The organism is Enterobacter sp. MGH85 (assembly GCF_001037655.1).
GTDB lineage: Bacteria > Pseudomonadota > Gammaproteobacteria > Enterobacterales > Enterobacteriaceae > Enterobacter > Enterobacter intestinihominis.
The window spans coordinates 3,906,456-3,930,292 of the sequence record NZ_KQ089925.1 but is presented as its reverse complement, the minus strand read 5'-3'; the positions used below and the strand labels follow the sequence as shown (position 1 = coordinate 3,930,292).

The following is a 23,837-nucleotide window of genomic DNA, read 5'->3' as shown; positions in this document are numbered from 1 at the left end:
CGGGCAATATTTCTCTTTTCAAGTTACATGACGCGACAGGCAAACCCTTTCAGATACAGCCCTTCCGGGTAGGTAGCGATCACCGGGTGATCGGCGGCCTGACGGAACTGCTCTATAAATTGTACATCACGACCCGCATCTATTGCGGCATCGGCGATGATTTTTTGGAATAAATCTGTCGTCATCAGGCCAGAGCAGGAGAACGTCAGCAGAACGCCACCCGGGTTCAGCAGCTGGATCGCCAGCATGTTGATGTCTTTATAGCCACGGCAGGCGCCCATCAGCTGGCTTTTATTTTCTACAAACTTCGGCGGGTCCATCACGATAACGTCAAATTTCTCGCCCTGGTCGCGGTATTTACGCAGCAGTTTGAACACGTCGTCGCGCACAAACTCCGCTTTGCTCAGATCCAGCTTGTTCAGCTCAACGTTCTGTTTCGCCACATCCAGCGCTTCCTGTGAGGTGTCGACGCTCACAACCTGGGCACAGCCGCCCATCAGGGCAGAGACCGCAAAGCCGCCGGTATAGGAGAAGCAGTTCAGCACGCGCTTATCGGCAACGTACTGGCGCGTTGCCAGACGGCTGTCACGCTGGTCGAGATAATAACCGGTCTTATGGCCGCCCTGGATATCCACCAGCAACTTCATGCCGTGCTCCTCGATAGGCAGCAGGGCAGGCGGCAGTTCGCCGGTGACCGGGCCCTGCGTCAGCTCCATGCCCTCTTTTTTACGTACCGCCACGTCGCTGCGGTCGTAAATGGCACATTCCGGGAACAGGGTTTGCAGGGCGCTAATTAGCGCGGCACGCTGGTATTCCGCCCCGGCGCTCAGCAGCTGCAACACCAGGAAATTGCCGAAGCGGTCAATGGTCACGCCCGGCAGCCCGTCGGATTCACCGGCAATCAGACGATAGCTGTCCAGCCCGTCACGCTTTGCCAGCCACTCGCGCCACTGCTGCGCCTGTTGCAGACGACGGACAAAGAAGTCGATATCGATGGCTTCTTCTTTATCGAACGTCCAGACGCGCGCGCGGATCTGAGATGCAGGCGAGTATGCGCCGCGTGCTAACCATTTCCCCTGATGGTCAACAATATCGATGGTTTCACCGAGGCTGGCTTTACCTTCCATGCGGGCAACCGCGCCGGAAAAGACCCAGGGATGGCGGCGCAGTAATGACTTCTCGCGCCCTTTGGCTAACACTAAACGTACACTCATAATTTGCTATTCTGTCGATTCCAATGAAATGGCCGCCATTTTCCCGACTTCAGCGAGGAAATGCAACGCGCCAGTCGGATAAGGAGAAGGATGATGTCAAATGTATGCACCATTGCCTGGGTCCATGGCCTTGTACAGGGCGTCGGATTCCGCTACAGCACCCAGCGCGAAGCTCTTCAGCTCGGACTGACGGGGTATGCGCGTAACATGGATGATGGCAGCGTGGAGGTTGTGGCCTGCGGTGAGGCGGATCGGGTAGAGAAGCTGGTGGCGTGGCTGAAAGCGGGCGGACCGCGCAGCGCGCGGGTTGATAAGGTGCTAACGGAACCGCATCAACCCGGCCGGGAATACCCTGACTTCAGTATTCGCTATTAAATGCATTTTACCGGCTTTGGCAGGCCGGCAATTTTTGTCGCCTGTTTAGCCGGGCCTTTCGGAAACAGGCGATACAGATAACGGCTGTTGCCTTTCTCTTCGCCAAATTTATTCGCCATGGCTTTGACCAGCATGCGGATAGCCGGAGAGGTGTTGAATTCGAGGTAGAATTCGCGCACAAAGCGCACCACTTCCCAGTGTTCCGGGGAGAGGGTAATTCCTTCGTTTTCCGCAATTTTCTCCGCCAGCGCTTCGCTCCACTGGCTGCTCTCTTTCAGATAACCGTCGTTATCGGTTTCGATCTCTTTGCCTTCAAAACTCAACATATTCATTCACGCGTTAGTCAAAAACCGCCTCAGTCTACCAAAAAAACAAAGCCCCGCATAAGCGGGGCTTTGTTCACAGCACGGTGAGTTAATCGCGGCTGGCGAAGCCCAGGATACTCAGCAGGCTGACAAAAATATTGTACAGCGACACATACAGGCTCACGGTGGCGCGGATATAGTTCGTCTCACCGCCGTGAATGATGTTGCTGGTTTCATACAGGATTGCGCCGGATGAAATCAGGATAAACACCGCGCTGATTGCCAGATGCAGAGCAGGCAATTGCAGGAAGATGTTCGCCAGCATACCGACCAGCACAATCACGATACCCGCCATCAGCATACCGCCGAGGAAGGACATGTCCTTACGGGTGGTCAGCACGTAGGCCGAGCAGCAGAAGAACACCAGCGCGGTACCGCCCAGCGCCATACCAATCACGTCGCCCATTCCGGCAGACAGATAGGCGTTCAGGATTGGCCCCAGAATGTAGCCCAGGAAGCCGGTGAAGGCGAACGCGGAGAGAATACCCACTGGTTTATCCGCGGTTTTATAGGTCAGGAACATCAGACCATACATACCCACCAGCGTCAGGATCAGGCCCGGAGAAGGCAGCATCAGTACGGTGCTGGCCGTCGCGGTGATAGCCGAAAACGCCAGCGTCAGGCTGAGCATGAAATAGGTATTGCGCAGCACCTTATGGGTGCTGAGTAGCGATGTGCGGTCGCGTGAAGAAGTAATTATACGATCCATGAGTCACTCTCTTATGACAGATGTAATTAGCGCAAAGAATAGGAAACGGCGCGGCAGACGCAAAGTGGTTTTACCCATCTTTACTCAGCCCCTTAGGGATTATGCTGGTTTTTTATTCTGGTAAAGCCTTTGTACTCAGAATGAAGTGCGGTATGCAAGGCGTATTCAGATCAACCTCTTATAGGTCACTGAAAAATATTGCGTTCTTTCCCTAAGGCCGCTAAGAGTTATTTCCGGATCGTCATAAAAACAGACAATAAGGCGAAGGAAATGAAACCACAAACACGCATGCACTTTACGCTCTCTTTGTTAACCGCAGGGGTCCTGTGCGCCAGCACGGCAACCTGGGCGGCTAACGTGCCGGCAGGAACCCAGCTGGCAGATAAGCAGGAACTGGTCAGGAACAACGGCAGTGAACCCGCCTCGCTCGACCCGCATAAAGTCGAAAGCGATGTCGAATTCAATATTATCAGCGATTTATTCGACGGGCTGGTCAGCGTCTCTCCGGCAGGTGAAATCCAGCCGCGCCTGGCGGAGAAATGGGAAAATAAAGATAACACCGTCTGGACTTTCCATCTGCGCCCGGGCATAACCTGGAGCGATGGCACCCCCATCACCGCGGAAGATATTGTCTGGAGCTGGCAGCGACTGGTCGACCCGAAAACCGTCTCTCCGTATGCCAGCTATCCCGGCAGTATGCGTATCGTCAACGGCACTGATATCGCAGAAGGCAAAAAAGCACCCGAGTCGCTGGGCGTGAAAGCCATCAATGACACCACGCTGGAAATGACGCTCACCCAGCCAAATGCTGCTTTCCTGGCGATGCTGGCTCACCCGTCTCTGGTGCCGATAGATAAAGTCCTGGTAGGTCGTTTCGGTGATAAATGGACCAAACCGGAGCACTTCGTCAGCAGCGGGGCCTATAAACTGTCACAGTGGGTGGTGAACGAACGCATTGTGGCGGTGCGAAACCCGAAATACTGGGATAACGCACATACTGTCATCAACAAGGTGACCTATCTGCCCATTTCCTCTGAAGCCGCTGATGTCAACCGTTACAAAGCGGGCGAAATCGACATCGCCTACACGGTGCCGATCAACCAGTTTGCTCAGCTGAAGAAAACGCTGGGGAGCGAGCTGGATGTATCGCCGCAGCTTGCCACCTATTATTACGAATTCAACACCACCCGGCCGCCGTTCAGCGACGCCCGCGTGCGTAAGGCGCTGAATCTGGCGCTGGATAAAGATATTATCGCCGGGAAAGTTTTAGGGCAGGGGCAACGCCCGGCATGGCTCATCAGCCAGCCGGATATTGGCGGCGTCAAGTTACAGAACCCTGATTACGCCAGCTGGCCGATGGATAAACGCATTGCCGAGGCGAAAAAACTGCTGGCCGAAGCCGGATTTAACGACAGCCATCCGCTCAGCTTTAATCTCCTCTATAACACCTCGGAATCGCACCAGCGTATTGCGATTGCCGCCAGCTCGATGTGGAAGAAGAACCTCGGCGTAGAGGCGAAGCTGCAAAACCAGGAGTGGAAAACCATGCTTGATACCATGCACACCCATAACTTTGACGCGGTGCGCTACGCCTGGATTGCTGATTACGATGACGCCGCAACCTTCCTGAATAACTTCCGTACCGGTGACAGCCAAAACACCACTCAGTACAGCAATCCGGAATACGATCTGGCTCTGGTGAATGCGGCGAAGGCGAAAACGGCGGAGGAGCGCGGTAAGTTCTACCAGCAGGCAGAAGATCTGCTGGGGCGCGATGTGCCGGCGATCCCTGTCTATCACTACGTGCGCACGCACCTGGTGAAACCGTGGGTAGGGGGCTTCACGCCGGATAAGCTTGGCTACTATTACACCAAAGATATGTACATCGAAAAGCACTAACGATCCGCGGTGGATATTATGCTGGTAAAACGGCCAATCTGTTGTCTATTCAACCGATTAAACGCATTTTGGCTATTTTTAAAGCGAACGAATGCGCGCACCCTTTACAGCGCGCGGTGAGGTGTTTATAGTTCGCTTCACTTAGGAAGCGTGGCCGAGCGGTTGAAGGCACCGGTCTTGAAAACCGGCGACCCGAAAGGGTTCTAGAGTTCGAATCTCTACGCTTCCGCCAAATTCAAAACCCCTGCGATAGCAATATCGCAGGGGTTTTTGCTTTTGTTCTGGCTCTCCGCCATGTCACCCATGTTATAGCTTATCGTGATCCCGGCGTCGGCCTTACAGACCTGAGCTTTTACGCACCAGGTATCCGCGATGTTCGAGGGCGTCAGCACCGCTTCGGGCGCACCCGTGGCTGCGATCTGCCCGGCCTTCAGGAGGATCAGGCGCTGGCAATAATTGGCCGCAAGATTGAGATCGTGCAGTGCAACCACCACCGTAAGCGGCAGCTGTGAAACGAGCCGCATCAGCTCCAGTTGGTGCTGAATGTCCAGGTGGTTTGTCGGTTCATCGAGCAACAGCACCTGCGGCTGCTGGGCCAGCGCGCGGGCTATCTGACTTCGCTGTCGTTCTCCGCCTGACAAAGAGTGCCATCGCCGCTGGCGTAAGCTGCATAACTGCATCAGGCCAATCGCCTGTTCAACCGCAGCCTCATCGTCGCGCGTGGTTCTCTGGAATGTTTTCCGGTAGGGCGTACGCCCCAGCCTGACAATATCCTCAACGGTCAGTTCCCCGTCGACCTCAGCATGTTGCGGGACAAACGCCATGTGCTGCGCCCGTATTTTCAGCGGCATCAAGCCAAGCGTTGTGCCATTAAGCGCAACACGTTCGCTGTGTCGTGGAAACAGCCCGGCGAGGCAGCGCAGCAGCGTCGACTTGCCTGAGCCGTTTGGCCCTAACAGGCCGACAATCTGCCCGGATGGCAGGTCGAGATCGATATCCTTAAGCACCGTCTGCGCCTGGCGGGTTACGGTTAACCCGGCCACTGTTATATTCATGGATGCTCCTTTCGGTTTTGATAAAGCAACGCCACAAAGACGGGGGCGCCCACCAGCGCAGTCACCACCCCGATGGGCAGAACCTGGTGCACGATCAACGTGCGTGAGACGATATCGGCAAGGATCATAAAGTGGGCGCCGATGAGAAACGTCAGCGGGATCGAGCGGCGATGGCCCGGCCCGCATAGCATGCGCGTCACATGGGGAATGACCAGCCCGACAAACCCCACTGCGCCTGTAGCGCTCACCAACGTGGCGGTGACAACGGCACAGGTCAGCAATAAAACAATACGCACGGCGGTAACCGGGATCCCCAGCGTGGTGGAGACCTCATCCCCGAAGGTGAAGGTGTCCAGCGCCCGGGAAAAGAGCAATACCACCAGTAAACCCGCAAGCGTAACGGCCAGCGCCAGCAGCGCGTCAGGCCAGCGCACGCCGCTCAGACTCCCCATCAGCCAGAACATGACGCTACGGGACTGCTCGGCATTGGCGGACGTGCTGACTACGTACGCGGTCATGGCGTTGAAGAGCTGGGTGCCCGCAATACCGGCCAGCAAAATGCGCGACGGGCTTTCACTCATGCCGTTTGTAATCACCATGATGAGCGCAAAGGCGGCGCAGGAGCCGACAAACGCACCGCTGCTCACGCCAATCACGCTTCCCCCCATGCCGAGAAGCATCACGCAGACGGCCCCCAGCGAGGCGCCCGCGGAAATCCCCAGCAGATAAGGCTCAGCCAGAGGGTTACGCAGGATCGACTGTAACACCAGCCCGCACAGCGCCAGGCCACCGCCGCTGCACGCGGCCATCACTGCCCGGCTCATGCGATATTGCCAGACGATACCCTCCTCCGTTTGTGGCAACGCATAAGAGGTCAAACCCAGTCCGTTGAGGATCGCTTTCCCGGTACTGGCATACGACACCGGCATATCACCGATACTGGCGGCAAAAACCAGCATTAGCGGCAGCGCCATGACGCCTGCTGCCAGTAAACCTTGCTGGCGGCGGTCAAAAGTGAAATGACTCATTGTTCATCCCGGAAAGAAGCCAGCCGCTCGCTGATAAGCTCAACCGCATCGACGTTACGTAATGAAGGGTTTAACGACATCGCCGGCACCACAATAATGTGGTTGTTCCTGACCGCAGGCATGTTCTTCGTCACCGGGTCATTACGCAAGAATGCTTTTTTTACCTTAACGTCATCGGCAGGGTAGAGCCTGCGGGACATCCCGGCGATAACAATCACGTCCGGCTGCGACTGGGCAATATGTTCCCAGGTTACAGCCGGCCATTCGTCATGAGAGTCAATAATGTTCTTCAACCCCAGCGTGCGGCTGATCCAGCCAGGCGCGCCGTAATTCCCCGCCACCCAGGGATCGCCATTCAGACGGCTACTTGAGAACCAGAATACGACGCGAAGCGGTTTCGCTGAGACGCGCGCCTTGGCCTTTTTGATACGTTCCGTCAGCGTATGATTAAGCTGCTCACCTCGCGCGGAAACATCAAATATCGTCGCCAGATCTGTCACTTCCCGTGTGATTTCGGCCAGCGAAAACGGCGCGCTGCGTGCTCCGTCTGCGTTTGACTTTTCCGTCACCGCTTTATCCGTGCAGTCGGCAGGAGAGATCCACGTATTAATCCCCAGCGAGGCAAACTGCTCACGGGTGCCCACTTCTCCCTGCGGACCAATGTGCCAGTGATACTGCGCGAGAACGAGCTCAGGTTTCTGTCCCACCACGGCTTCAAAGGAGGGGGAATTATCTGCAAGCCGGGGGATATTTTTCCCGGCATCTGCCAGCGGATCCGGGAGCTTGCCGAACCAGACCGACGTTGCGGCGATCTTTTTCTCCAGCCCCAGTGCGAGCAGTAATTCTGTTTCATGCTGTCCCACGGTCACGACGCGCTGAGGAGCCTGCGCAAAGGTCTGCTTTACGCCGCAATTTTCAATCGTGAGGGGCCAGGAGGTTGCTGAGAAAGCGGCAGGCGCCGTGGAGAGCAATAAAGCCAGAAATAACCCTTTTTTAAGTAACATAGAACATAATCCCAAATTGTTATGTTATAACATAATACATATATTGTGATTGAGAGCAACACGCTCACCGTCGCTTGTTGCAGAAACGAAAGGCTGGACTATTCTCAACATACCCACCTGGCATTCGCGGGTTGCCTGAAAAACAACAAGATTTCTGATCTGGGGTAGTGAGGATGAAAAAGATCCTGCTCGCGTTTGCGTTCTGTTTTGCCTCCCTGAGCGCCTTCTCATCGTATGCCGCTGAGCCCCGCCAGGCGCCTTCTGAGCAGGAGCGCGCCCGGACGGTCTATATTTTTCATCAGCCGATCGTCATGCTTCAGGCGAAATTTGGCCTGACCACGCCGGAGGAGCGCGTTTTACGCATCCGCAACACCCTGCGCAATTTTACCGAGGCGGACGTGCGTGAGCCGCTCACTATCGTCCCCGTGACCCGCTATAACCAGCAGGGGCGGCTGATCGTGATGAACGGTAAGCCCGTGATGCTGCTGACGGAAGGGGATTTGGACGAAGGGGACGATCTGACCCTCGATCAGGCCGCGCAGCGCGTGCTGGCGCGCATGGAAGCGCAGAGAATGGCGCTGCGCGATCAATACGATACCGGCTGGCTGGCGCTGTCGACGGTAAAAGCTGCCGCTGGCCTGCTGGCGCTTTTGCTGCTCTGCTATGGCGCCTGGCGATCCTGGCGCTGGTTTCGACGCGTCTACCGTCTGCGTATTGTGGAGAATCGCAGCCGGGTGCCGCAAAGCTGGCGGCGGTACATTGGCGCCATTGAGATTCGGCTTTACGCCTTGCTGATGTTCCTGCTGGGTTTGATTGGCTTTTACGTCTGGCTGAGCTGGGCATTCAGTCTGTTTCCGTGGACGCGGGTGTGGGGCACGTCGCTGGGAGACTGGTCGCTTCGCGTGGTGCAGCAAATTGCCCTGGCGATTGTCTCGGCTTTGCCGGGGCTGACGATTGTTCTGATCATTTTCCTCATTACCGCTTTTATTCTGAAGCTTCTGAGGATGGTGCTGAATCAGGTGGAGGCTGGTCGTCTGCAACTTCCCGGCGTACATCCGGAAACCGTGGGGGCAACCCGTAAGCTCATTTCCGTCGCCGTCTGGCTATTTGCTCTCTCCGCTGCCTGGCCGTTTCTGCCCGGCGCAAACTCACTGGCGTTTAAAGGTATTAGCGTCTTCTTCGGCCTGATGTTAACGCTGGGTTCGGCAGGGGTGATGAACCATGCCATGAGCGGTCTGGTCCTGATTTACTCCCGCGCACTGCGTAAAGGCGATGTCATTCGGGTGGCGGATAACGAAGGTAAGGTCAGTGAAATAGGCATGCTGGCGACCAAAATTATTACCCGGGAAAATTATGTCGTTACCGTGCCCAATGCGGTGGTGGTGAGCGGTAAGATCACCAACCTTAGCGCGCTACAGCCCGATGGCAGCCTCAATCTGACGGTCAGCGTCACTATTGGTTATGACACCCCATGGCGTCAGGTGCATGCCATGCTGGAGCTGGCCGCGAAACGGGCAAAAGGGATTGATCTTTCTGAGCCGCCGCTGGTGCGCCAGTTAGGGTTAATGGACTGGTATATTGCCTACGAGTTGCAGGTTCGTCTGCTGCCCGACCAGTCCCTCGCGGTTGCCCGCAATGAGCTGCATAGCCAGATACAGGATGTATTTAACGAATTTAACGTGCAGATCATGTCTCCGAATTTTGTTATGCAGCCAGAGGGCAGCGTAATGGTTGCCAAAGAGAACTGGTATACCGCGCCCGCCAAACCCCCTCAGGGCGAAACCTGAGGCCCCGGTTTTCCCAAGGTAAGCCAAAAGATCACAGTTTCTGATCGACAATCGCCGATTTTATACGGGTCATCGCCAGAATGTTTTTTGAACGCATATTCAATTTCTCGAGGATCCTCACGCGGTAGGTGCTGGTCGTTTTTTGTGACAGTTGCAGCTTTTTCGCGATTTCATGATTTTCCATATGGAAAAGCTTTAGCACGTCATATTCGCGTCGGGTAAAGGAGTGTGTCCTGAGCGCCCGATAAAAGCGCATCAGCTGCTGAAAAGGGTGAGCAGTAAAATGCATCGACGAATAGATAATATTATCAATTCTCACCGCGCTGTTGGCTTCTATCTCATGCATCAGGACAATGTAATCACGCTTGACTTTTTTGACCTGCTGAATGGTTTTATTGCGTAACTTATCCTGTTCAATCGCAATGATAAAATCCAGCTCGGGATCGACCTCATAAAGATGGTGAATATCCTCCTCATCGCGAATCAAATGGGTAGATGTCAGTGAGCTTGAGACACCGTGGCAAAGGTAATAGTTATCGCTGATAAAAATAAAATTCATAATTAATGGGCAGGGTTTTAGATAAAATTCATTAAAAATCTAAGAGGCTTAATCTGTAGTATTTTCTGCCAGACAGCGGCGAGGTCGACGACCCCTGCCATCGACAGCAGAACCAGAATAATCAGCAGCGTAGATAGCGTTATCGCAAACATAAAACGCGTAATTTTTTTCTGCATTTTTTGCTGATGCGTTACCCGCTGGTCCTCTTTTTCATACTCGACCATGGTGGTAATAGCCTGGCCCTGCACGTAGTACACCTTACCCTCTTCGCTGAGATCGCCCGTGATCACGAGCGACTCAAGTAAGAGCGCGATTTTTCTGCTAAACGACTCATTTTTGATATGTTTATACCAAAGTGTGCCGTAAAGCATGGCGATCACTTCCCGCTGGGCGAAACCAGACGAAACGCGCGAAGGGCGCTGGTTGACGTAGTCGGTCACCAGCAGCCTGAGCAAGTTGTAACGGTCCCGGCTGATGGTTTCTGAATCAGATTTCAGGCCAGAAATACAGCGCCCTTTCAGACGAGCAAGGGCCGTTTTTAAGGTGATGATTTTCGTATAATGGTCAAAGGCAAACGGGATAATGCCTTTGTAAGCCTGAAACCCATTGCGCTTATAGTGAATGATTTCAGCCTGCATTTCGCTGATATCTTCCACGCTCATACTGACATCTTCGCTTTTATGCATCGGGCAGAGCACAACGTTGCTGCTTTCGTGCTTCATCAGAATATAACGCGTATTGTCGGCATCTTTTAAGTACACCAGAAAATAGTCATGCGGGTTGTTTTTTTGCGCACCGTTCTGGATCAGCCACGGCAGAAATTTACGCCAGAGAATAAGTCTGTAGTTATCGGTATCGAATAATTTCATGGAAAATCTCTTATCGCAGTGACCTGCGTGAATAGGGTCTTACAAGGGCATATTGAGGTGGTAATGTTGCACGGATAAGCTGCGGTGTATGAAAAAGAGTCTAGATCACAAACTTTCATTCTAATAAGTTTATGTGATGTAAAAATAAATGTTTACATTTTAGCCAGCCGATGACGAAGAAGTGATCGGAGCGGAAGGGAATGAGGCAAGAAGCTCAACGTAATGCAATTTCCTGCTTTACATCATGCTCAGAGATGTTTATAGTGCGCCTCACTTTGGAAGCGTGGCCGAGCGGTTGAAGGCACCGGTCTTGAAAACCGGCGACCCGAAAGGGTTCTAGAGTTCGAATCTCTACGCTTCCGCCAAATTCGAAAACCCTGCGATAGCAATATCGCAGGGTTTTTTCGTTATTCCAGCCCAAGCGTATACTGTGCGATTTTGAAGTAGATAATGAGCCCGGTACCGTCGATCAGCGTGGCGATAAACGGCGCGGAAACGACCGCCGGGTCGATTTTGCAGCGTTTCAAAACCATCGGGATCACCGATGAGACAATGGCGCTCCACAGCGTAATGCAGACCAGCGTCAGGCTGACGATAAGCGTGATTTCCATCCCAATGCCCATCATCCAGGCACGAACGCAGCCCGCCAGGCCTAGCGTGGCGGCAATCATTAACGAGGTGCTCATCTCTTTGCGCAGCACGCGACCCACGTCGCGAAGGTGGACTTCACCCAGCGCCATGGCGCGCACCAGCGTCGAGGTAATCTGCGTCCCGCTGTTTCCGCCGGTGCCAATCAGCAGCGGAATAAAGAACGCCAGCGCAATGGCGGATTCCAGCGCCTCTTCAAAATGCTGGATCACCGAGCTGGTATACGCTTCCGCGACAAACAGCAGCAGCAGCCAGACGGAGCGTTTCTTCCACAGGCTAAAGGCGCTGGTTTCCAGATAGGGCTTCTCCAGCGGCAGCGTTGCCCCCTGAAGCTGGGCATCTTCAGTAACGTCATCTTCCAGCAGATGGGCGATTTCACGCTCGGTAAGGCAGCCCACCAGCTTGCCGTGGGTCACCACCGGTACGACATCCGCACCTGCGTGCGCCAGCAACCCGGCGACATCAGCCCGCTCATCTTCCGGTTTAAGCTGGATAAAATCCGATATCATCAGCCCCTTAACGGGCTGTACGGTATCCGTGGCCTGCAATAATTTACGTACGGCAATCAAACCCGCGAGGCGACCGTTGTCTTCGATAAAAATATGTGACGGAATATCATCATCTTTTAATTTTTCAAAGAACTGCTCGCGTGCCAGAGCTACGCATAATGAAATATCAATAACGATAAAATCGGTATTCATATATTGCGCGATGGCGCTGTCGTTAAAAGCCAGATTATGGTTGTGAATAGCGTAAGACATTGTAACTTCCCTTTGAATAATAAAATCTCTCAGGGGCGAGCAAGACAGGGCATGTCGGAAAGGAGATCCCCACGTCCTGGGTTCAGCACTGTACACCGTATCCCGTAAGGGAAGTTATACTGGCAAAGCCTTGATTCGACAGTGCCTGTTTTACCCTGTGCCGGTTCTCTCGAACCCACCAGAGCGATAACGTGTATTTGTACAGGAGCCTCGCCATAACGAGATCGTTGTAAAACGTGAGGGATAATACGCTTATTTAAAATGGCTGCTGAGGAATTTAAATAATGTTTAGGTATGGTTTAAATGAATATTATTGAATGAATGTTGACGTTTTATTTAACTATTTTCACTTCTAATGGGAAATTCTGATGTTACCGGGGAGAGTAAAATGGCATGGCTGGACACGCTGCTGGATCATTTTGCGCATTATCCAACGCATCTCTTCGCGTTGCTCGTTGTTATGGCACTGAGTAAATCAACGGTACTGATCTCTTCCGTGCTCCCGCCCGCATCGGTCATGCTGCTGGCGGGGATTGCCGTCAGCCAGTCGAGTATGCATCCGGCGCTGACGTGGCTGGCGGTGGTGATGGGCGCTACGGCAGGATCGGTGCTGAATTACCATATCGGCCAGCTGATGGGGCATACCCGGCGAGTGTCACGCTTCACGGCAAAACATGCCGGGAAGTTTTTGCGGGTACAGCACCAGCTGCATAAAAATGGCGTGCTGGTGTTGTTCACCTCGCGTTTCCTGGCGGTACTGCGCTATATCGTGCCGCTGGCGGCGGGCATGCTCAGGCTGAGCGCGATAAAGGTTTACGCCATCAGCCTGCTTTCAGCCTGCGCATGGGCGGCGCTGTATGTCGGCATCGTCACCGGCATCAGCCTCTGAATCAGCGAGTCACGTATTCATCAGTTTGAGAAATGCTTCCCGAAAAACCTGTCACGAATCTGTCACACTCAATGCGACATTAAAAAAACGTGTGAGGAATTAGGGATGAGAAAAGCACTACTCGCAGTTGCCGTGGCAGGTACCCTTGCCGTGACCTTTGGCGCACAGGCGCAGGACACACCGGACGGCTATCAGCTGGAACAGGTACTCATCATGAGCCGCCACAACCTGCGTGCACCGCTCGCCAATAACGGCAGCGTACTGGAGCAGTCCACGCCGAAGCAGTGGCCGGAGTGGGACGTCCCGGGTGGACAGCTCACCACCAAAGGGGGCGTACTGGAAGTGTATATGGGTCACTATATACGCGAGTGGCTGGCAGAGCAGGGGATGGTGAAGACGGGTGAATGCCCGCAAGCGGATACCGTCTATGCCTACGCCAACAGCCTCCAGCGCACCGTGGCGACCGCGCAGTTCTTTATCACCGGCGCGTTCCCGGGGTGCGATGTGCCTGTGCATCATCAGGAAAAAATGGGCACCATGGACCCCACCTTCAATCCGGTCATTACCGATAATTCCCCTGAGTTTCGTGAGAAAGCGCTGAATGCGATGGAGACAGAACGGCAGAAAATGCAGCTGGATGAAAGCTACAAACTGCTGGAGCAGCTGACAAACTATAGCGACTCGCCGTCCTGCAAGGAGAAAAAAGTCTGTTCCCTGACGGAGGCGAAAGATACGTTCAGCGCCGATTATGAAAAAGAGCCGGGCGTCTCCGGGCCGCTGAAAGTGGGTAACTCGCTGGTGGATGCGTTCACCCTACAGTATTACGAAGGATTCCCGGCAGACCAGGTGGCATGGGGGGAAATCAAAACCGATCAGCAGTGGCGCGTGCTGTCGAAGCTGAAAAACGGCTACCAGGACTCGCTGTTTACCTCGACGGACGTGGCGCAGAACGTGGCTAAACCGTTGGTGAAGTACATTGATAAAGCGCTGGTGACCGAACAGGCCAAAGCGCCAAAAATTACCCTGCTGGTGGGGCACGACTCCAACATTGCCTCGCTGCTGACCGCGCTGGATTTCAGGCCGTATCAGCTGCACGACCAGCAGGAACGAACCCCGATTGGCGGTAAAATTGTCTTCCAGCGCTGGCATGACAAAAACACTAACCAGGAGCTGATGAAAATTGAGTATGTCTACCAGAGTTCAGAGCAGTTGCGTAATGCCAGCGTGCTGTCGCTGCAATCTCCTGCGCAGCGCGTGACGCTGGAGCTGAAGGGCTGTCCGGTAGATGGCAACGGCTTCTGTACGATCGATAAATTCAATGCGGTGATGAACAACGCGGCGAAATAGAAGAAAACCCCCGCGCGGGCGGGGGGAACATTCAGACGTTTTTACGTTCGATGGTTTGCTCGCCCCAGAACAGCGAGTCTTTGTCGGTTTTTTCGAAAGCGCGAACCAGCACTTCATCGTTGCCTTCTTCCCAAATCTGCTCAGCCAGCTTTTCGTCATACCTGGCGACTTCAAAGATGGCTTCTGCAATCTCCGGAGAGGTATTGCGTAAACTTGCCCATTCGCCCACGTGGTGAGCTTTGGATTCTTGAGTTGGCATACTTGTCCTCCTGTTGGGTTAGCCGTTCAGTTTTTTGGCAAGACCCGCGACGTATTCACCCTGATAGCGGGCGATCGAAAGTTCTTCATTGCTTGGCTGACGTGAACCATCCCCACCGGCAATGGTTGTCGCGCCATACGGTGTCCCGCCACGAACCTGGGAAACATCAAACAGTTCCTGCGCGCCGTAGCCAATCGGCACAATCACCATCCCATGATGTGCAAGGGTAGTCCAGGTTGAGGTGATCGTCTGCTCCTGGCCGCCGCCTGTGCCGGTAGAGCTGAACACGCTGGCCAGCTTGCCGTATAACGCGCCGGAGGCCCAGAGCCCGCCCGTCTGGTCGAGGAAGGTGCGCATCTGGCCGGACATATTGCCGAAGCGGGTCGGGGTGCCGAAGATAATGGCATCATAGTCCGCGAGCTCCTGCGGGGTGGCGACCTGGGCGTTTTGTGTTTTTCCCCCGGCTTTGGCGAAGGCTTCCGCCTGCATGGTTTCCGGTACGCGTTTAACCACAACCTCAACGCCGTCTACTCTGTTTGCGCCTTCTGCAACTGCGTGAGCCATGGTTTCAATGTGTCCATACATGGAATAATAGAGCACCAGAACTTTTGCCATTTTGCATCACTCCTCGTTGGTTTTTCTTACAGCGGATCGCTGCGTTACTTTAAAGATATGACATCACGGCCAGACTGCAAAAATGAACGGCATTTATTTGATATATAACAATATCTTTTTGTTACGTGCTTTGTAGCAAAATGAAACAACTTTAGCGGCGCTGATTTTTCAAAATATAAGAATGGCTTATGGATGACCTCCTCAATATTTCATACGAAAGGCTGAGATCATGTTGCAGAATATTACCTCTCGCTTGCCGGATAGCCGCATTACACTAAGCTTAGTTTCACGCGGCACAGATAAAGGCACTGTCCTTGAGCCGCGAGGTGAAAGAATCCTCTTTTACTGAATGCAATATGATGTCTAATGTTTCACACTCTGGAGGTTAGAGATGGCAAACCATCGTGGTGGTTCAGGTAATTTCGCTGAAGACCGTGAAAGAGCATCAGAAGCAGGTCGTAAAGGTGGCCAGTCTAGCGGGGGCAATTTTAAAAACGACCCTCAGCGCGCATCAGAGGCTGGCAAAAAAGGGGGTAAAAATAGCCACGGCAGCAACAAGTAGTACGCCGGGTTAACTCTCTGCCGCCGGGTTTCCCGGCGGTTTTTTTATGTCTGCTACATTGAACTGTAATCAAAGGCATCGCACACTACAGGATTGATTCTTCGTGCTGGTGTCCCATGTCCGTTTCCCGTTTTACTTTCTCCATTAAGCCTCAGGAAGCCATCCTGATTTTGATCACCATGTTCTGGGGCGGAACCTTTCTTGCCGTTCAGTACGCGGTCACGATGAGCGATCCGTTTTTCTTTGTAGGGCTGCGTTTCGCAACCGCGGCGGTTGCCGTGGCGCTTATTTCGCTGAAAACCCTGCGCGGGTTGACCCTGAGAGAGCTTAAAGCGGGTGTCGCTATTGGCGTGGCGATTGCCATGGGCTATAGCCTGCAAACGTGGGGGCTCCAGTCTATCTCCAGCAGTAAATCCGCCTTCATCACCGCCATGTACGTACCGCTGGTGCCGCTGTTGCAGTGGCTGTGCCTGGGCAGAATACCGGGCCTGATGTCGTGCATTGGTATCGTGCTGGCGTTCATCGGCCTCATTTTATTAGCCGGGCCGGGAAATAATCTGCTGGCGCTGGGGCCGGGAGAGATCATCACGCTGGTGGGGGCCGTTGCCATTGCGGCAGAAATTATTTTGATTAGCGCCTGGGCAGGAAAAGTGGACGTCAAGCGGGTGACGGTCGTGCAGCTTGCCACCGCGTCGCTGGTGGCGTTCGCGACGATGGTGCCGGCAGGGGAGTCCGTCCCGCCGATGTCTACCGGGCTTATCGTCGTGGCGCTGGGGCTGGGCGTTTTTAGCGCCATTATTCAGGTCACCATGAACTGGGCGCAGCGCAGCGTATCTCCGACACGGGCGACGGTCATCTATACCGGTGAACCGGTGTGGGCGGGTATTTTCGGGCGACTCGCCGGGGAGCGTCTGCCGTTGCTGGCGCTGGTGGGCGCGGCATTTATTGTCGCCGGGGTGCTGGTGAGCGAGTTAAAGTTAAAAAAACGACGTAAGTCGATTGCCGGGTTGGGCACTGAACAAGGGGCAGATAGCTAACAACGCGCACGCTGTCCGTTTTGCCCGGCGGCGCTTCGCTTGCACGGGCCTACAATTGGCATGTAGGCCGGGTAAGCGTAGCGTCACCCGGCTATTTCAGGTTCAGGGGGTGATGGCTTCCGCTTGCGCTTTATCCCCTTTGCGGCGGCTAAGCAGGGCGTTGAGCAGGATCGCGCCGAAGGTCGCCGTACCAATCCCGCCAATCGTAAACCCGCCCAGCGTCAGGGCGAAGTCGCCTGCGCCCAGCACCAGCGTGACCGCCACCATGATCAGGTTACCGTTCTGGCTCAGATCAACATGATTCTGCACCCAGATGCGTGCCCCCGCGACGGCAATCAGACCAAATACAACAATCGAGGCGCCGCCAATCACGGGTGCCGGGATGGTGTGGATCAATGCGCCGAATTTTGGGGAAAAGCCGAGCAGTATCGCCATCACCGCCGCCGCCACGAAGACCAGCGTCGAGTAGACTTTGGTCACTGCCATCACGCCGATGTTTTCCGCGTAGGTCGTCACGCCGCTGCCGCCGACCGAGCCGGAGAGCATGGTCGCCAGACCGTCTCCCACAAACGCCCGCCCCATATACGGGTCCATATTGCGCCCGGTCATTCCCGCTACGGCTTTCAGGTGGCCCAGGTTTTCAGCCACCAGGATCACCGCGACAGGCGCGATGAGCATCATCGCCTGAGCGTTAAAGGTGGGCGAGGTCATGTGCGGCATCCCGAACCAGGCGGCCTGGTGAATCAGTGTGAAATCAACCGGCTTGCCGAGACCAAACACGTTCGCCAGCAGCGCGTAGATCAGACAGGCCGCAATCAGCCCGACCAGGATCAGCAGCCGCTGGATCATCCCGCGCGTAAAGACCGCCACCACGCCGATGCACAGCACCGTAATCACCGCCATCCAGCTTTCAAACGGCGAGCCGGATACGCTCTTCACCGCAATCGGCGCGAGGTTCAGGCCTATCGCCATCACCACCGCCCCGGTGACGACGGGGGGCATCATCCGCTCGATCCAGCGCGTGCCGACTTTCATCACCACCAGACCGGTCAGGGTGTAGACCAGCCCACAGGCGATAATGCCGCCGAGGGCCACGCTCAGGTTGGGGTTAATGCCCTGACCGTTAAACCCGGTCGCTGCAATAACGACTCCCACAAAGGCGGCGCTGGAGCCCAGATAGCTGGGCACGCGCCCGCCGGTGACAAAAAAGAACAGCAGGGTACCCATACCCGACATCAAAATGGCGAGGTTAGGATCCAGCCCCATCAGCATGGGCATTAGCACCGTCGCACCAAACATCGCGACCGCATGCTGCACGCCCATCACCATTGTCTGCCCGAGCGGGAGCCTTTCATCCGGCGCGACCACGCCTGCTTCTGTGGAGGTCGATTTCAACTGCCAGTGGGGAAGTCCGAACATGTTCTGTCTCCTGAATGCGGATTAACAGGCGGGTCGCATAAGTGCGTGATAGCCGCGGTCGAACCACACCAGCCCTTGCGGTGCCGGGTGGCGAACGATGGATACGATGTCGCAAAACAGAATGTCGTGGGTGCCGACGCTAACCACCTGGCTGATGCGGCAGTCGAACGAGGCCAGGGCATTTTCCAGACGTGGACAGCCCGTGTCGCCTGTCTGCCAGCGGGCAGCGGCAAAGCGTTCCGCCATCGGCGTTTTACCGCCAAACAGGTTGGATAATGGCTCCTGTCCGGCACTCAGCCTGTTAACGCACAAGGTGCGGTTCTCGCTGAAAATCGGCCAGACGGACGCGCCACGGTTGAGGCAAACCAGCAGAGTGGGCGGGGAATCGGTCACGCTGCATACCGCGCTTGCGGTAAAGCCCGCCATTCCCGCAGGGCCGTCGGTGGTGATGATATTGACCGCCGCACCGACGCAGGCCATGGCATCACGGAAGGTTTGTTGATCGGGTGTCGTCATGATGGCTCCTTACGCCAGCCCGCAGGCGTCTTCGAAGGTCAGACGCGGTAAGCGCCCATAGACTTTGCTCATATCGCCATAGCCGATGTTAATCAGCAGATTGCTTTTAAGCAGCGTGCCCGTGAAAAAGGCCGCGTCCACTTTTTCCCGGTCAAAGCCGGACATCGGCCCGGTGTCGAGCCCGAGCGCGCGGCAGGCGAAGATCAGGTACGCGGCCTGCATCGAACTGTTGCGAAAGGCGGTCTCTTCCGCCAGTGCGGGGCTGGAGGTAAACCAGCTTCTGGCATCGCCGTGCGGGAACAGTACAGGCAGGCGCTCATAAAACTCGCTGTCCCAGGCGACAATTGCCGTGACCGGGGCTGTGAGCGTTTTCTCAAGGTTGCCGCTGGAGAGCGCCGGGCGCAGCTTCTCTTTTCCTTCCGGGCTTCGCACAAAGACAATGCGCGCCGGGGAACAGTTGGCGGACGTCGGCCCCCATTTCATCAGGTCATAAATCTCGCGCAGCGTCTCGTCACTGACCGGTATATCCAGCCAGCCGTTATGGGTACGTGCGCCGGTAAACAGCGTTTCCAGCGCGGCGGGCGTGATGGCTTCGCTCATTCAGGCTCCTTACAAAGCGGGTTCAGGGCTGTGCAGCAGGCTGGCAAGCCCGTTCAGCAGCAGCGTGTTAAAGATGTCCGGCGCGGTCACGTTGCAGGCATGCCCGCCCTGACGCATGACCGTTTTGCGGGCGTGCGGGAGGGCGGCGTACAGTTCCGCGGAGCAGACGGACGGCACCAGCAGATCGTCGGTGGAACAAATAATCTGCACGGGGCAGCGAACGCGTGCAGCGTGGCGGCTGAAATCAGCCTGTTTCAGCGCATGCAGCCTGCGCAGCAGATTGGCTTTGCCCTGGAAATGGGCCAGCGCCAGCGCTTCCTCGGCCTCCAGCCGCGGAGCGCGGGCGGCCATCCAGTCTGCCGGGTAAAGAAACAGCGGCTGTGCCTCTACCCACGCCTGAGCCCCGCCCGCATGCAGCAGACGTTCGCGAACGTCAAAACAGCGTCGGGTATGGGCATTGAGGGTCAGCCAGCCGTTGACACAAACCAGCGCGGTGAGGGCGTCAGGCTTATCGATAGCCAGCCGCAGGCCGACCAGCGCCCCCAGCGCGTGGCCGACCACGCAGTAACGGGCGATCCCGGCCCCGGCTAACGCCAGTGCGAGCTCGTCGGCCATGTGTGCGAGGGTGTAATCTTCCGGCAGGGTATCCGGGTTATTCCCCGTGCCCCGCTGGTCGTAGCACACCACCTGATACTCCTGCCCCAGCACGGCGAGCTGAGGCAGCCAGTAGCTGCCGCTGCCGCCGAGCCCGGCAATCAGCACCACCGCGGGCGCGCCCGCAAAGGGGGGCGGGGAAATGGACAGTTTCATGGCGGCCTCACTTCGCGATGTGCGCAACGGTGGCAATTTCAACCAGCGCTTCAGGCTTTACCAGCCCGCACTGGATGCAAAATCGCGCCGGTTTATCGCCGGGGAAAAACTCCGCGTAGATCTCGTTAATCGCGGCGTAGTTTTTCCAGTCGGTGATAAAGATGCTGTTGAAGGTCACGTCCTCCATCGTGCCACCCGCCGTTTCGATCACGGTTTTGATCGTCTCCAGCACGTGGCGGGTTTGCGCCTTTGGGTCATCGATAAACACCACGTTGTTGTCTTTATCAAACGGCAGCGTGCCTGAGACATACACCACGCCGTCGGCGAGGGTACCGGGGACAAACGGGGCTATCGGGGTGCTGGTGCCCGGCGGAATAATCACGGATTTCGGCATAGCGGTTCTCCTCAGGCGATGCGGGCGAGCGGGGGATCCAGCGCGTCGCAGAAATCATTGACGTTACTGACCCAGCCAAAAAAGGTTTCGATATTGAACAGGGCGGCTTTCTGGGCAAAATCCGGCCCGGCCTGATGGGTAGCGTCTTCCAGCACCACGCCAAAATACTCGAGGAAGAAGCCGTCGCGCAGGGTGGACTCCACGCAGACGTTGGTGGCAATGCCCGTAAAGACCAGATGACGAATGCCCCGGCTGCGCAGCAGGCTGTCGAGCGGGGTATTGAAAAAGCCGCTGTAGCGCGGTTTCGGCAGTACGATATCGCCAGCTTCCGGTACCAGCTCATCCACCAGTTGATAATCCCAGCCGCCTTTCGCCAGCAGCGTGCCCTGGAGTTCAGGCCGTTGGCGCATGGTTTTCAGGGCGTTGGATTTGTGAAAGTTGGGTGAGCCGGGACCGCCAGCTTCGACGTACTGGTCGTCCCAGCCGTTCTGGAACCAGACGATCAGCATGCCCGCAGCACGCGCGGCGCTCACGGCGGTTTTGATATTCTCAATCACCGGCTGCGTGGCCGAGACGTCGAACCCGGCCAGATCCAGATACCCGCCTTTACTGGCATAGGCGTTTTGCATATCCACCACGATCAGCGCGCTCTGCTGCGCGTCAAAGGTGATGGCCTCCGGGCGAGCGTTGAGGGTCGTCATTACGCCACCTCCTTCGTCACGGCAGGGATGTGGGCGCGGCACTGCATCAGCGGCTGAATACGCTCGCCGAAGGTTTCCACGCCGGTGAGAAAATCATCGAAGGTCAGCAGCACGCCTTCGGCGCCGGGCACGGCAGCCACTTCGTCGAGCATTCTGGCGACGCTGGCATACGAGCCAACCAGGGTGCCCATGTTGATATTGACGGCAGACGTCGGGTCGGCCATCTGGCGAACGTTGGTGTCCGCGCCGGAGCGGGTATCCTTCTGGCTCTGCTCGGTCAGCCAGCTCAGGGCTTCCTCGTCGGCGCCGTCCTTGTATCGTTCCCATTTGGCGCGCGCGGCGTCGTCGGTTTCGTCGGCAATCACCATAAACAGCACGTAGGAGCCCACGTCGCGCCCGATTTTGTCGGCGGCCGCTTTCATGCGTGCCGCGGTGGGCGCGAAGGCGGCCGGGGTGTTAACGCCTTTGCCGAAGCAGAAGTTGAAGTCGGCGTATTTCGCCGAGAATTCCATTCCCGCGTCGCTCTGTCCGGCGCATATCACCTTCATCGGCACCGACGGCTGCGGGCTGACGCGGCAGTCGTTCATGGTGAAGAAGTCGCCTTTGAAATCGCTTTTGCCGGTGCCCCACAGATCGCGCAGCACCTGCACGTATTCAGTCAGGTAGTCGTAGCGACGGGAGAAGTAATCGTCACCCGGCCAGATCCCCATCTGCTCGTACTCCGGCTTTTGCCAGCCGGTGACAAGGTTGACGCCAAAGCGCCCGCCGGAGATGGAGTCGATGGTGGAGGCCATCCGCGCCACGATTGCCGGGGGAAGGGTAAGGGTGGCGGCGGTGGCGTAAATCTGGATGCGCGAGGTTACCGCCGCCAGGCCCGCCATCAGGGTAAAGGACTCCAGGTTGTGGTCCCAGAATTCGGTCTTACCGCCGAAACCGCGCAGCTTGATCATCGAGAGCGCAAAGTCGAAGTGGTAATGCTCCGCTTTCTGCACGATGGCTTTATTCAGCTCAAAGGTCGGCATGTATTGCGGGGCCGTGGTCGAGATAAGCCAGCCGTTGTTGCCGATCGGTACAAATACGCCAATTTTCATCACGAACCTCTCTTCATTACGTTGCAGGTGTCACGACGTTTTTGCAAAGGGAGTGCCAGTTTTGAAAAATACTTTGTTATTAGGGTGTTAACTGGTGGTTGTTAAATTTAACAGCGAAAATGTGGACTAAGTGGTCAAAATCATTGCACAGAAAACAGGCACTCATGCGCGCTGAGGGTGCAGAAGGTCGTGGCGAGACGGGGGTTTTGCTATGCTGAGCGCAGGACAGAAAATGGAGAGCGAAAATGACACAAGGCGCAGTGAAAACACCCGGTAAACGTTCGCAGGCGGTGAGCGCCAAGAAACAGGCGATCCTCAGCGCCGCGCTGGAGACATTTTCGCAGTTTGGTATTCACGGTACGCGCCTTGAGCAGGTGGCGGAGCAGGCCGGGGTGTCCAAGACCAATCTGCTCTACTACTACCCGTCGAAAGAGGCGCTATATGTGGCGGTGATGCAGCAGATCCTGGATATCTGGCTTGCGCCGCTTAAGGCGTTTCGCGAAGAGCTGGCTCCGCTGGTGGCCATCGGGGAGTATATTCGCCTGAAGCTGGAGGTGTCGCGCGATTATCCCCAGGCATCGAGGCTGTTTTGTCTGGAGATGTTACAGGGCGCGCCGCTGTTGCAGGCGGAGCTGACGGGAGATCTAAAGCAGCTGGTGGACGAAAAATCGGCCATTATTGCCGGATGGGTCGCCAGCGGAAAACTGGCGCCCGTCGATCCGCAGCATCTGATTTTCATGATTTGGGCCTCAACCCAGCACTACGCTGACTTCGCGGCCCAGGTCGAGGCGGTAACCGGTAAAACGCTCCAGGACGAGGCGTTTTTCCAGAGCACCCTGGAAAACGTGCAGCGGATGATTATTGAAGGGATCCGCGTGCGTTAATCAGCCGGTTGGAAAGGGCAGCTTAAATTGCCCTCTTCACACTGCATCAACGAGGCCAGAAAGGCTTCGCGCTCCGCTGTTTTCTCCGTCAGGCACTGGTTGATAATCATCGGCTGAATAGTGCCACCTTCGGTTCCTGAACCCATCAATTTACAGTCTGCGTCACGCAGGGCGATCCACGCCTGCTGCGCCTTTTTCAGCAGGTCGCGCTGAGGGGCTGCCGCGCGTTTGATGGCGGCCTGGTACGTCTGGTTGAGCTTTTTATCCGCAGCCTGGTACTGCTCTGCCGCACAGGCACTGAGTTCTGTCTGGGTGGTCGCTTTGTCGCACTCGTCGGCAAGCGCACTGGCGCTGAGCAGCAGTGCTGCGCCTGCGAGAAATACTCTTTTCATCATTCCCTCCGTGTAAAAAAGCCGGATGCGCTGCGCTTATCCGGCCTA

Annotated in this window: 27 protein-coding genes, 2 tRNA genes and 1 riboswitch; of the genes, 10 read left to right on the top strand and 19 right to left on the bottom strand. The window is 55.9% G+C overall.

Annotation, left to right across the window (positions count from 1 at the left end):
• Nucleotides 1–23: 23 nt before the first annotated feature.
• Nucleotides 24–1,214 (bottom strand): 23S rRNA (cytosine(1962)-C(5))-methyltransferase RlmI, encoded by a 1,191-nt coding sequence (gene rlmI / locus SK51_RS18740; RefSeq protein ID WP_023299749.1) that lies wholly within the window; start codon nt 1,212–1,214, stop codon nt 24–26.
• Between the two features lie 93 nt (nt 1,215–1,307).
• Here rlmI and yccX point away from each other — a divergent pair, with 93 nt between their 5' ends.
• Nucleotides 1,308–1,589, top strand: coding sequence for an acylphosphatase (yccX, locus tag SK51_RS18735; RefSeq protein ID WP_023305824.1), 282 nt, complete (start codon nt 1,308–1,310; stop codon nt 1,587–1,589).
• Here the strand turns inward: yccX and tusE are convergent.
• Together tusE and yccA are read right to left on the bottom strand one after the other, a co-directional pair.
• On the bottom strand, nt 1,586–1,915 hold the full coding sequence (gene tusE / locus SK51_RS18730; protein WP_003858129.1) for a sulfurtransferase TusE: 330 nt from the start codon (nt 1,913–1,915) through the stop codon (nt 1,586–1,588). The two genes, yccX and tusE, sit on opposite strands and share 4 nt — an antisense overlap.
• A gap of 88 nt (nt 1,916–2,003) precedes the next feature.
• Nucleotides 2,004–2,663: an FtsH protease modulator YccA gene (gene yccA, locus SK51_RS18725; protein WP_003858127.1), complete on the bottom strand. Its 660-nt coding sequence runs from the start codon at nt 2,661–2,663 to the stop codon at nt 2,004–2,006.
• Between the two features lie 270 nt (nt 2,664–2,933).
• On the opposite strand from yccA, the gene SK51_RS18720 reads away from it, so the two are divergent.
• Nucleotides 2,934–4,562, top strand: coding sequence for an ABC transporter substrate-binding protein (locus SK51_RS18720; protein WP_023305825.1), 1,629 nt, complete (start codon nt 2,934–2,936; stop codon nt 4,560–4,562).
• Nucleotides 4,563–4,706: 144 nt separating this feature from the next.
• A tRNA-Ser gene (locus tag SK51_RS18715) sits at nt 4,707–4,794 on the top strand.
• Here the strand turns inward: SK51_RS18715 and SK51_RS18710 are convergent.
• The 3 genes from SK51_RS18710 to SK51_RS18700 are packed head-to-tail and all read right to left on the bottom strand — an operon-like array spanning nt 4,781 to nt 7,649.
• Complete coding sequence (locus SK51_RS18710) at nt 4,781–5,617, bottom strand: ABC transporter ATP-binding protein (protein ID WP_023305826.1); 837 nt, start codon at nt 5,615–5,617, stop codon at nt 4,781–4,783. The two genes, SK51_RS18715 and SK51_RS18710, sit on opposite strands and share 14 nt — an antisense overlap.
• On the bottom strand, nt 5,614–6,645 hold the full coding sequence (locus SK51_RS18705; protein WP_032671016.1) for a FecCD family ABC transporter permease: 1,032 nt from the start codon (nt 6,643–6,645) through the stop codon (nt 5,614–5,616). Before SK51_RS18705 ends, SK51_RS18710 begins: the two co-directional genes overlap by 4 nt.
• The gene (locus SK51_RS18700) at nt 6,642–7,649 is read right to left on the bottom strand and encodes an ABC transporter substrate-binding protein (RefSeq protein WP_023305828.1); all 1,008 of its coding nucleotides are present in this window, start codon (nt 7,647–7,649) and stop codon (nt 6,642–6,644) included. Before SK51_RS18700 ends, SK51_RS18705 begins: the two co-directional genes overlap by 4 nt.
• Before the next feature lie 173 nt (nt 7,650–7,822).
• On the opposite strand from SK51_RS18700, the gene SK51_RS18695 reads away from it, so the two are divergent.
• Nucleotides 7,823–9,436 carry a mechanosensitive ion channel family protein gene (locus SK51_RS18695; protein ID WP_023299754.1) on the top strand — a complete coding sequence of 538 codons (1,614 nt, stop codon included), beginning with the start codon at nt 7,823–7,825 and terminating at the stop codon, nt 9,434–9,436.
• A 31-nt stretch (nt 9,437–9,467) separates the two neighbouring features.
• Here the strand turns inward: SK51_RS18695 and SK51_RS18690 are convergent, their stop codons facing one another.
• Nucleotides 9,468–9,995, bottom strand: a complete 528-nt coding sequence (locus tag SK51_RS18690; RefSeq protein ID WP_023305829.1) for a helix-turn-helix domain-containing protein — start codon at nt 9,993–9,995, stop codon at nt 9,468–9,470.
• Between the two features lie 17 nt (nt 9,996–10,012).
• On the bottom strand, nt 10,013–10,864 hold the full coding sequence (locus SK51_RS18685) for a hypothetical protein (RefSeq protein WP_023305830.1): 852 nt from the start codon (nt 10,862–10,864) through the stop codon (nt 10,013–10,015).
• 277 nt (nt 10,865–11,141) lie between these two features.
• Here SK51_RS18685 and SK51_RS18680 point away from each other — a divergent pair.
• A tRNA-Ser gene (locus SK51_RS18680) sits at nt 11,142–11,229 on the top strand.
• A 42-nt stretch (nt 11,230–11,271) separates the two neighbouring features.
• Here SK51_RS18680 and SK51_RS18675 read toward each other — a convergent pair.
• On the bottom strand, nt 11,272–12,273 hold the full coding sequence (locus tag SK51_RS18675) for a magnesium transporter (protein WP_023299757.1): 1,002 nt from the start codon (nt 12,271–12,273) through the stop codon (nt 11,272–11,274).
• A gap of 60 nt (nt 12,274–12,333) precedes the next feature.
• Nucleotides 12,334–12,503, bottom strand: a riboswitch (M-box (ykoK) riboswitch).
• 158 nt (nt 12,504–12,661) lie between these two features.
• Between SK51_RS18675 and SK51_RS18670 the strand changes: the two genes are divergently transcribed.
• Together SK51_RS18670 and agp are read left to right on the top strand one after the other, a co-directional pair.
• Nucleotides 12,662–13,162, top strand: a complete 501-nt coding sequence (locus SK51_RS18670) for a DedA family protein (protein ID WP_023305831.1) — start codon at nt 12,662–12,664, stop codon at nt 13,160–13,162.
• 105 nt (nt 13,163–13,267) lie between these two features.
• Nucleotides 13,268–14,509, top strand: coding sequence for a bifunctional glucose-1-phosphatase/inositol phosphatase (gene agp / locus SK51_RS18665; RefSeq protein WP_023305832.1), 1,242 nt, complete (start codon nt 13,268–13,270; stop codon nt 14,507–14,509).
• Between the two features lie 31 nt (nt 14,510–14,540).
• On the opposite strand, the gene SK51_RS18660 is transcribed toward agp, so the two are convergent.
• Nucleotides 14,541–14,768, bottom strand: a complete 228-nt coding sequence (locus SK51_RS18660; RefSeq protein ID WP_022647674.1) for a YccJ family protein — start codon at nt 14,766–14,768, stop codon at nt 14,541–14,543.
• A gap of 18 nt (nt 14,769–14,786) precedes the next feature.
• Complete coding sequence (gene wrbA / locus SK51_RS18655; protein ID WP_022647675.1) at nt 14,787–15,383, bottom strand: NAD(P)H:quinone oxidoreductase; 597 nt, start codon at nt 15,381–15,383, stop codon at nt 14,787–14,789.
• 391 nt (nt 15,384–15,774) lie between these two features.
• On the opposite strand from wrbA, the gene SK51_RS18650 reads away from it, so the two are divergent.
• Nucleotides 15,775–15,945 (top strand): con-10 family general stress protein, encoded by a 171-nt coding sequence (locus tag SK51_RS18650; protein WP_001273664.1) that lies wholly within the window; start codon nt 15,775–15,777, stop codon nt 15,943–15,945.
• A gap of 116 nt (nt 15,946–16,061) precedes the next feature.
• Nucleotides 16,062–16,982: a DMT family transporter gene (locus SK51_RS18645; RefSeq protein ID WP_023305833.1), complete on the top strand. Its 921-nt coding sequence runs from the start codon at nt 16,062–16,064 to the stop codon at nt 16,980–16,982.
• 102 nt (nt 16,983–17,084) lie between these two features.
• Here the strand turns inward: SK51_RS18645 and rutG are convergent, their stop codons facing one another.
• Genes rutG through rutA form a run of 7 tightly spaced genes read right to left on the bottom strand, consistent with a single transcriptional unit; the run spans nt 17,085 to nt 22,513 of the window.
• Nucleotides 17,085–18,401, bottom strand: coding sequence for a pyrimidine utilization transport protein G (rutG, locus tag SK51_RS18640; RefSeq protein ID WP_032676333.1), 1,317 nt, complete (start codon nt 18,399–18,401; stop codon nt 17,085–17,087).
• A 21-nt stretch (nt 18,402–18,422) separates the two neighbouring features.
• Nucleotides 18,423–18,917 (bottom strand): NADH-dependent FMN reductase RutF, encoded by a 495-nt coding sequence (rutF, locus tag SK51_RS18635; RefSeq protein WP_048206936.1) that lies wholly within the window; start codon nt 18,915–18,917, stop codon nt 18,423–18,425.
• Between the two features lie 9 nt (nt 18,918–18,926).
• Nucleotides 18,927–19,517, bottom strand: a complete 591-nt coding sequence (locus SK51_RS18630; protein ID WP_022647679.1) for a malonic semialdehyde reductase — start codon at nt 19,515–19,517, stop codon at nt 18,927–18,929.
• Between the two features lie 9 nt (nt 19,518–19,526).
• Nucleotides 19,527–20,327, bottom strand: coding sequence for a pyrimidine utilization protein D (gene rutD / locus SK51_RS18625; protein ID WP_023305835.1), 801 nt, complete (start codon nt 20,325–20,327; stop codon nt 19,527–19,529).
• Nucleotides 20,328–20,334: 7 nt separating this feature from the next.
• Complete coding sequence (rutC, locus tag SK51_RS18620; protein WP_015570870.1) at nt 20,335–20,721, bottom strand: pyrimidine utilization protein C; 387 nt, start codon at nt 20,719–20,721, stop codon at nt 20,335–20,337.
• An 11-nt stretch (nt 20,722–20,732) separates the two neighbouring features.
• The gene (gene rutB / locus SK51_RS18615) at nt 20,733–21,422 is read right to left on the bottom strand and encodes a pyrimidine utilization protein B (RefSeq protein WP_022647681.1); all 690 of its coding nucleotides are present in this window, start codon (nt 21,420–21,422) and stop codon (nt 20,733–20,735) included.
• Nucleotides 21,422–22,513 carry a pyrimidine utilization protein A gene (gene rutA, locus SK51_RS18610; protein WP_023305836.1) on the bottom strand — a complete coding sequence of 364 codons (1,092 nt, stop codon included), beginning with the start codon at nt 22,511–22,513 and terminating at the stop codon, nt 21,422–21,424. Before rutA ends, rutB begins: the two co-directional genes overlap by 1 nt.
• 245 nt (nt 22,514–22,758) lie before the next feature.
• On the opposite strand from rutA, the gene rutR reads away from it, so the two are divergent.
• Nucleotides 22,759–23,397 (top strand): HTH-type transcriptional regulator RutR, encoded by a 639-nt coding sequence (gene rutR, locus SK51_RS18605; RefSeq protein WP_023305837.1) that lies wholly within the window; start codon nt 22,759–22,761, stop codon nt 23,395–23,397.
• Here the strand turns inward: rutR and SK51_RS18600 are convergent.
• Complete coding sequence (locus SK51_RS18600; RefSeq protein WP_022647684.1) at nt 23,394–23,789, bottom strand: lysozyme inhibitor LprI family protein; 396 nt, start codon at nt 23,787–23,789, stop codon at nt 23,394–23,396. The two genes, rutR and SK51_RS18600, sit on opposite strands and share 4 nt — an antisense overlap.
• Between the last annotated feature and the right edge of the window lie 48 nt (nt 23,790–23,837).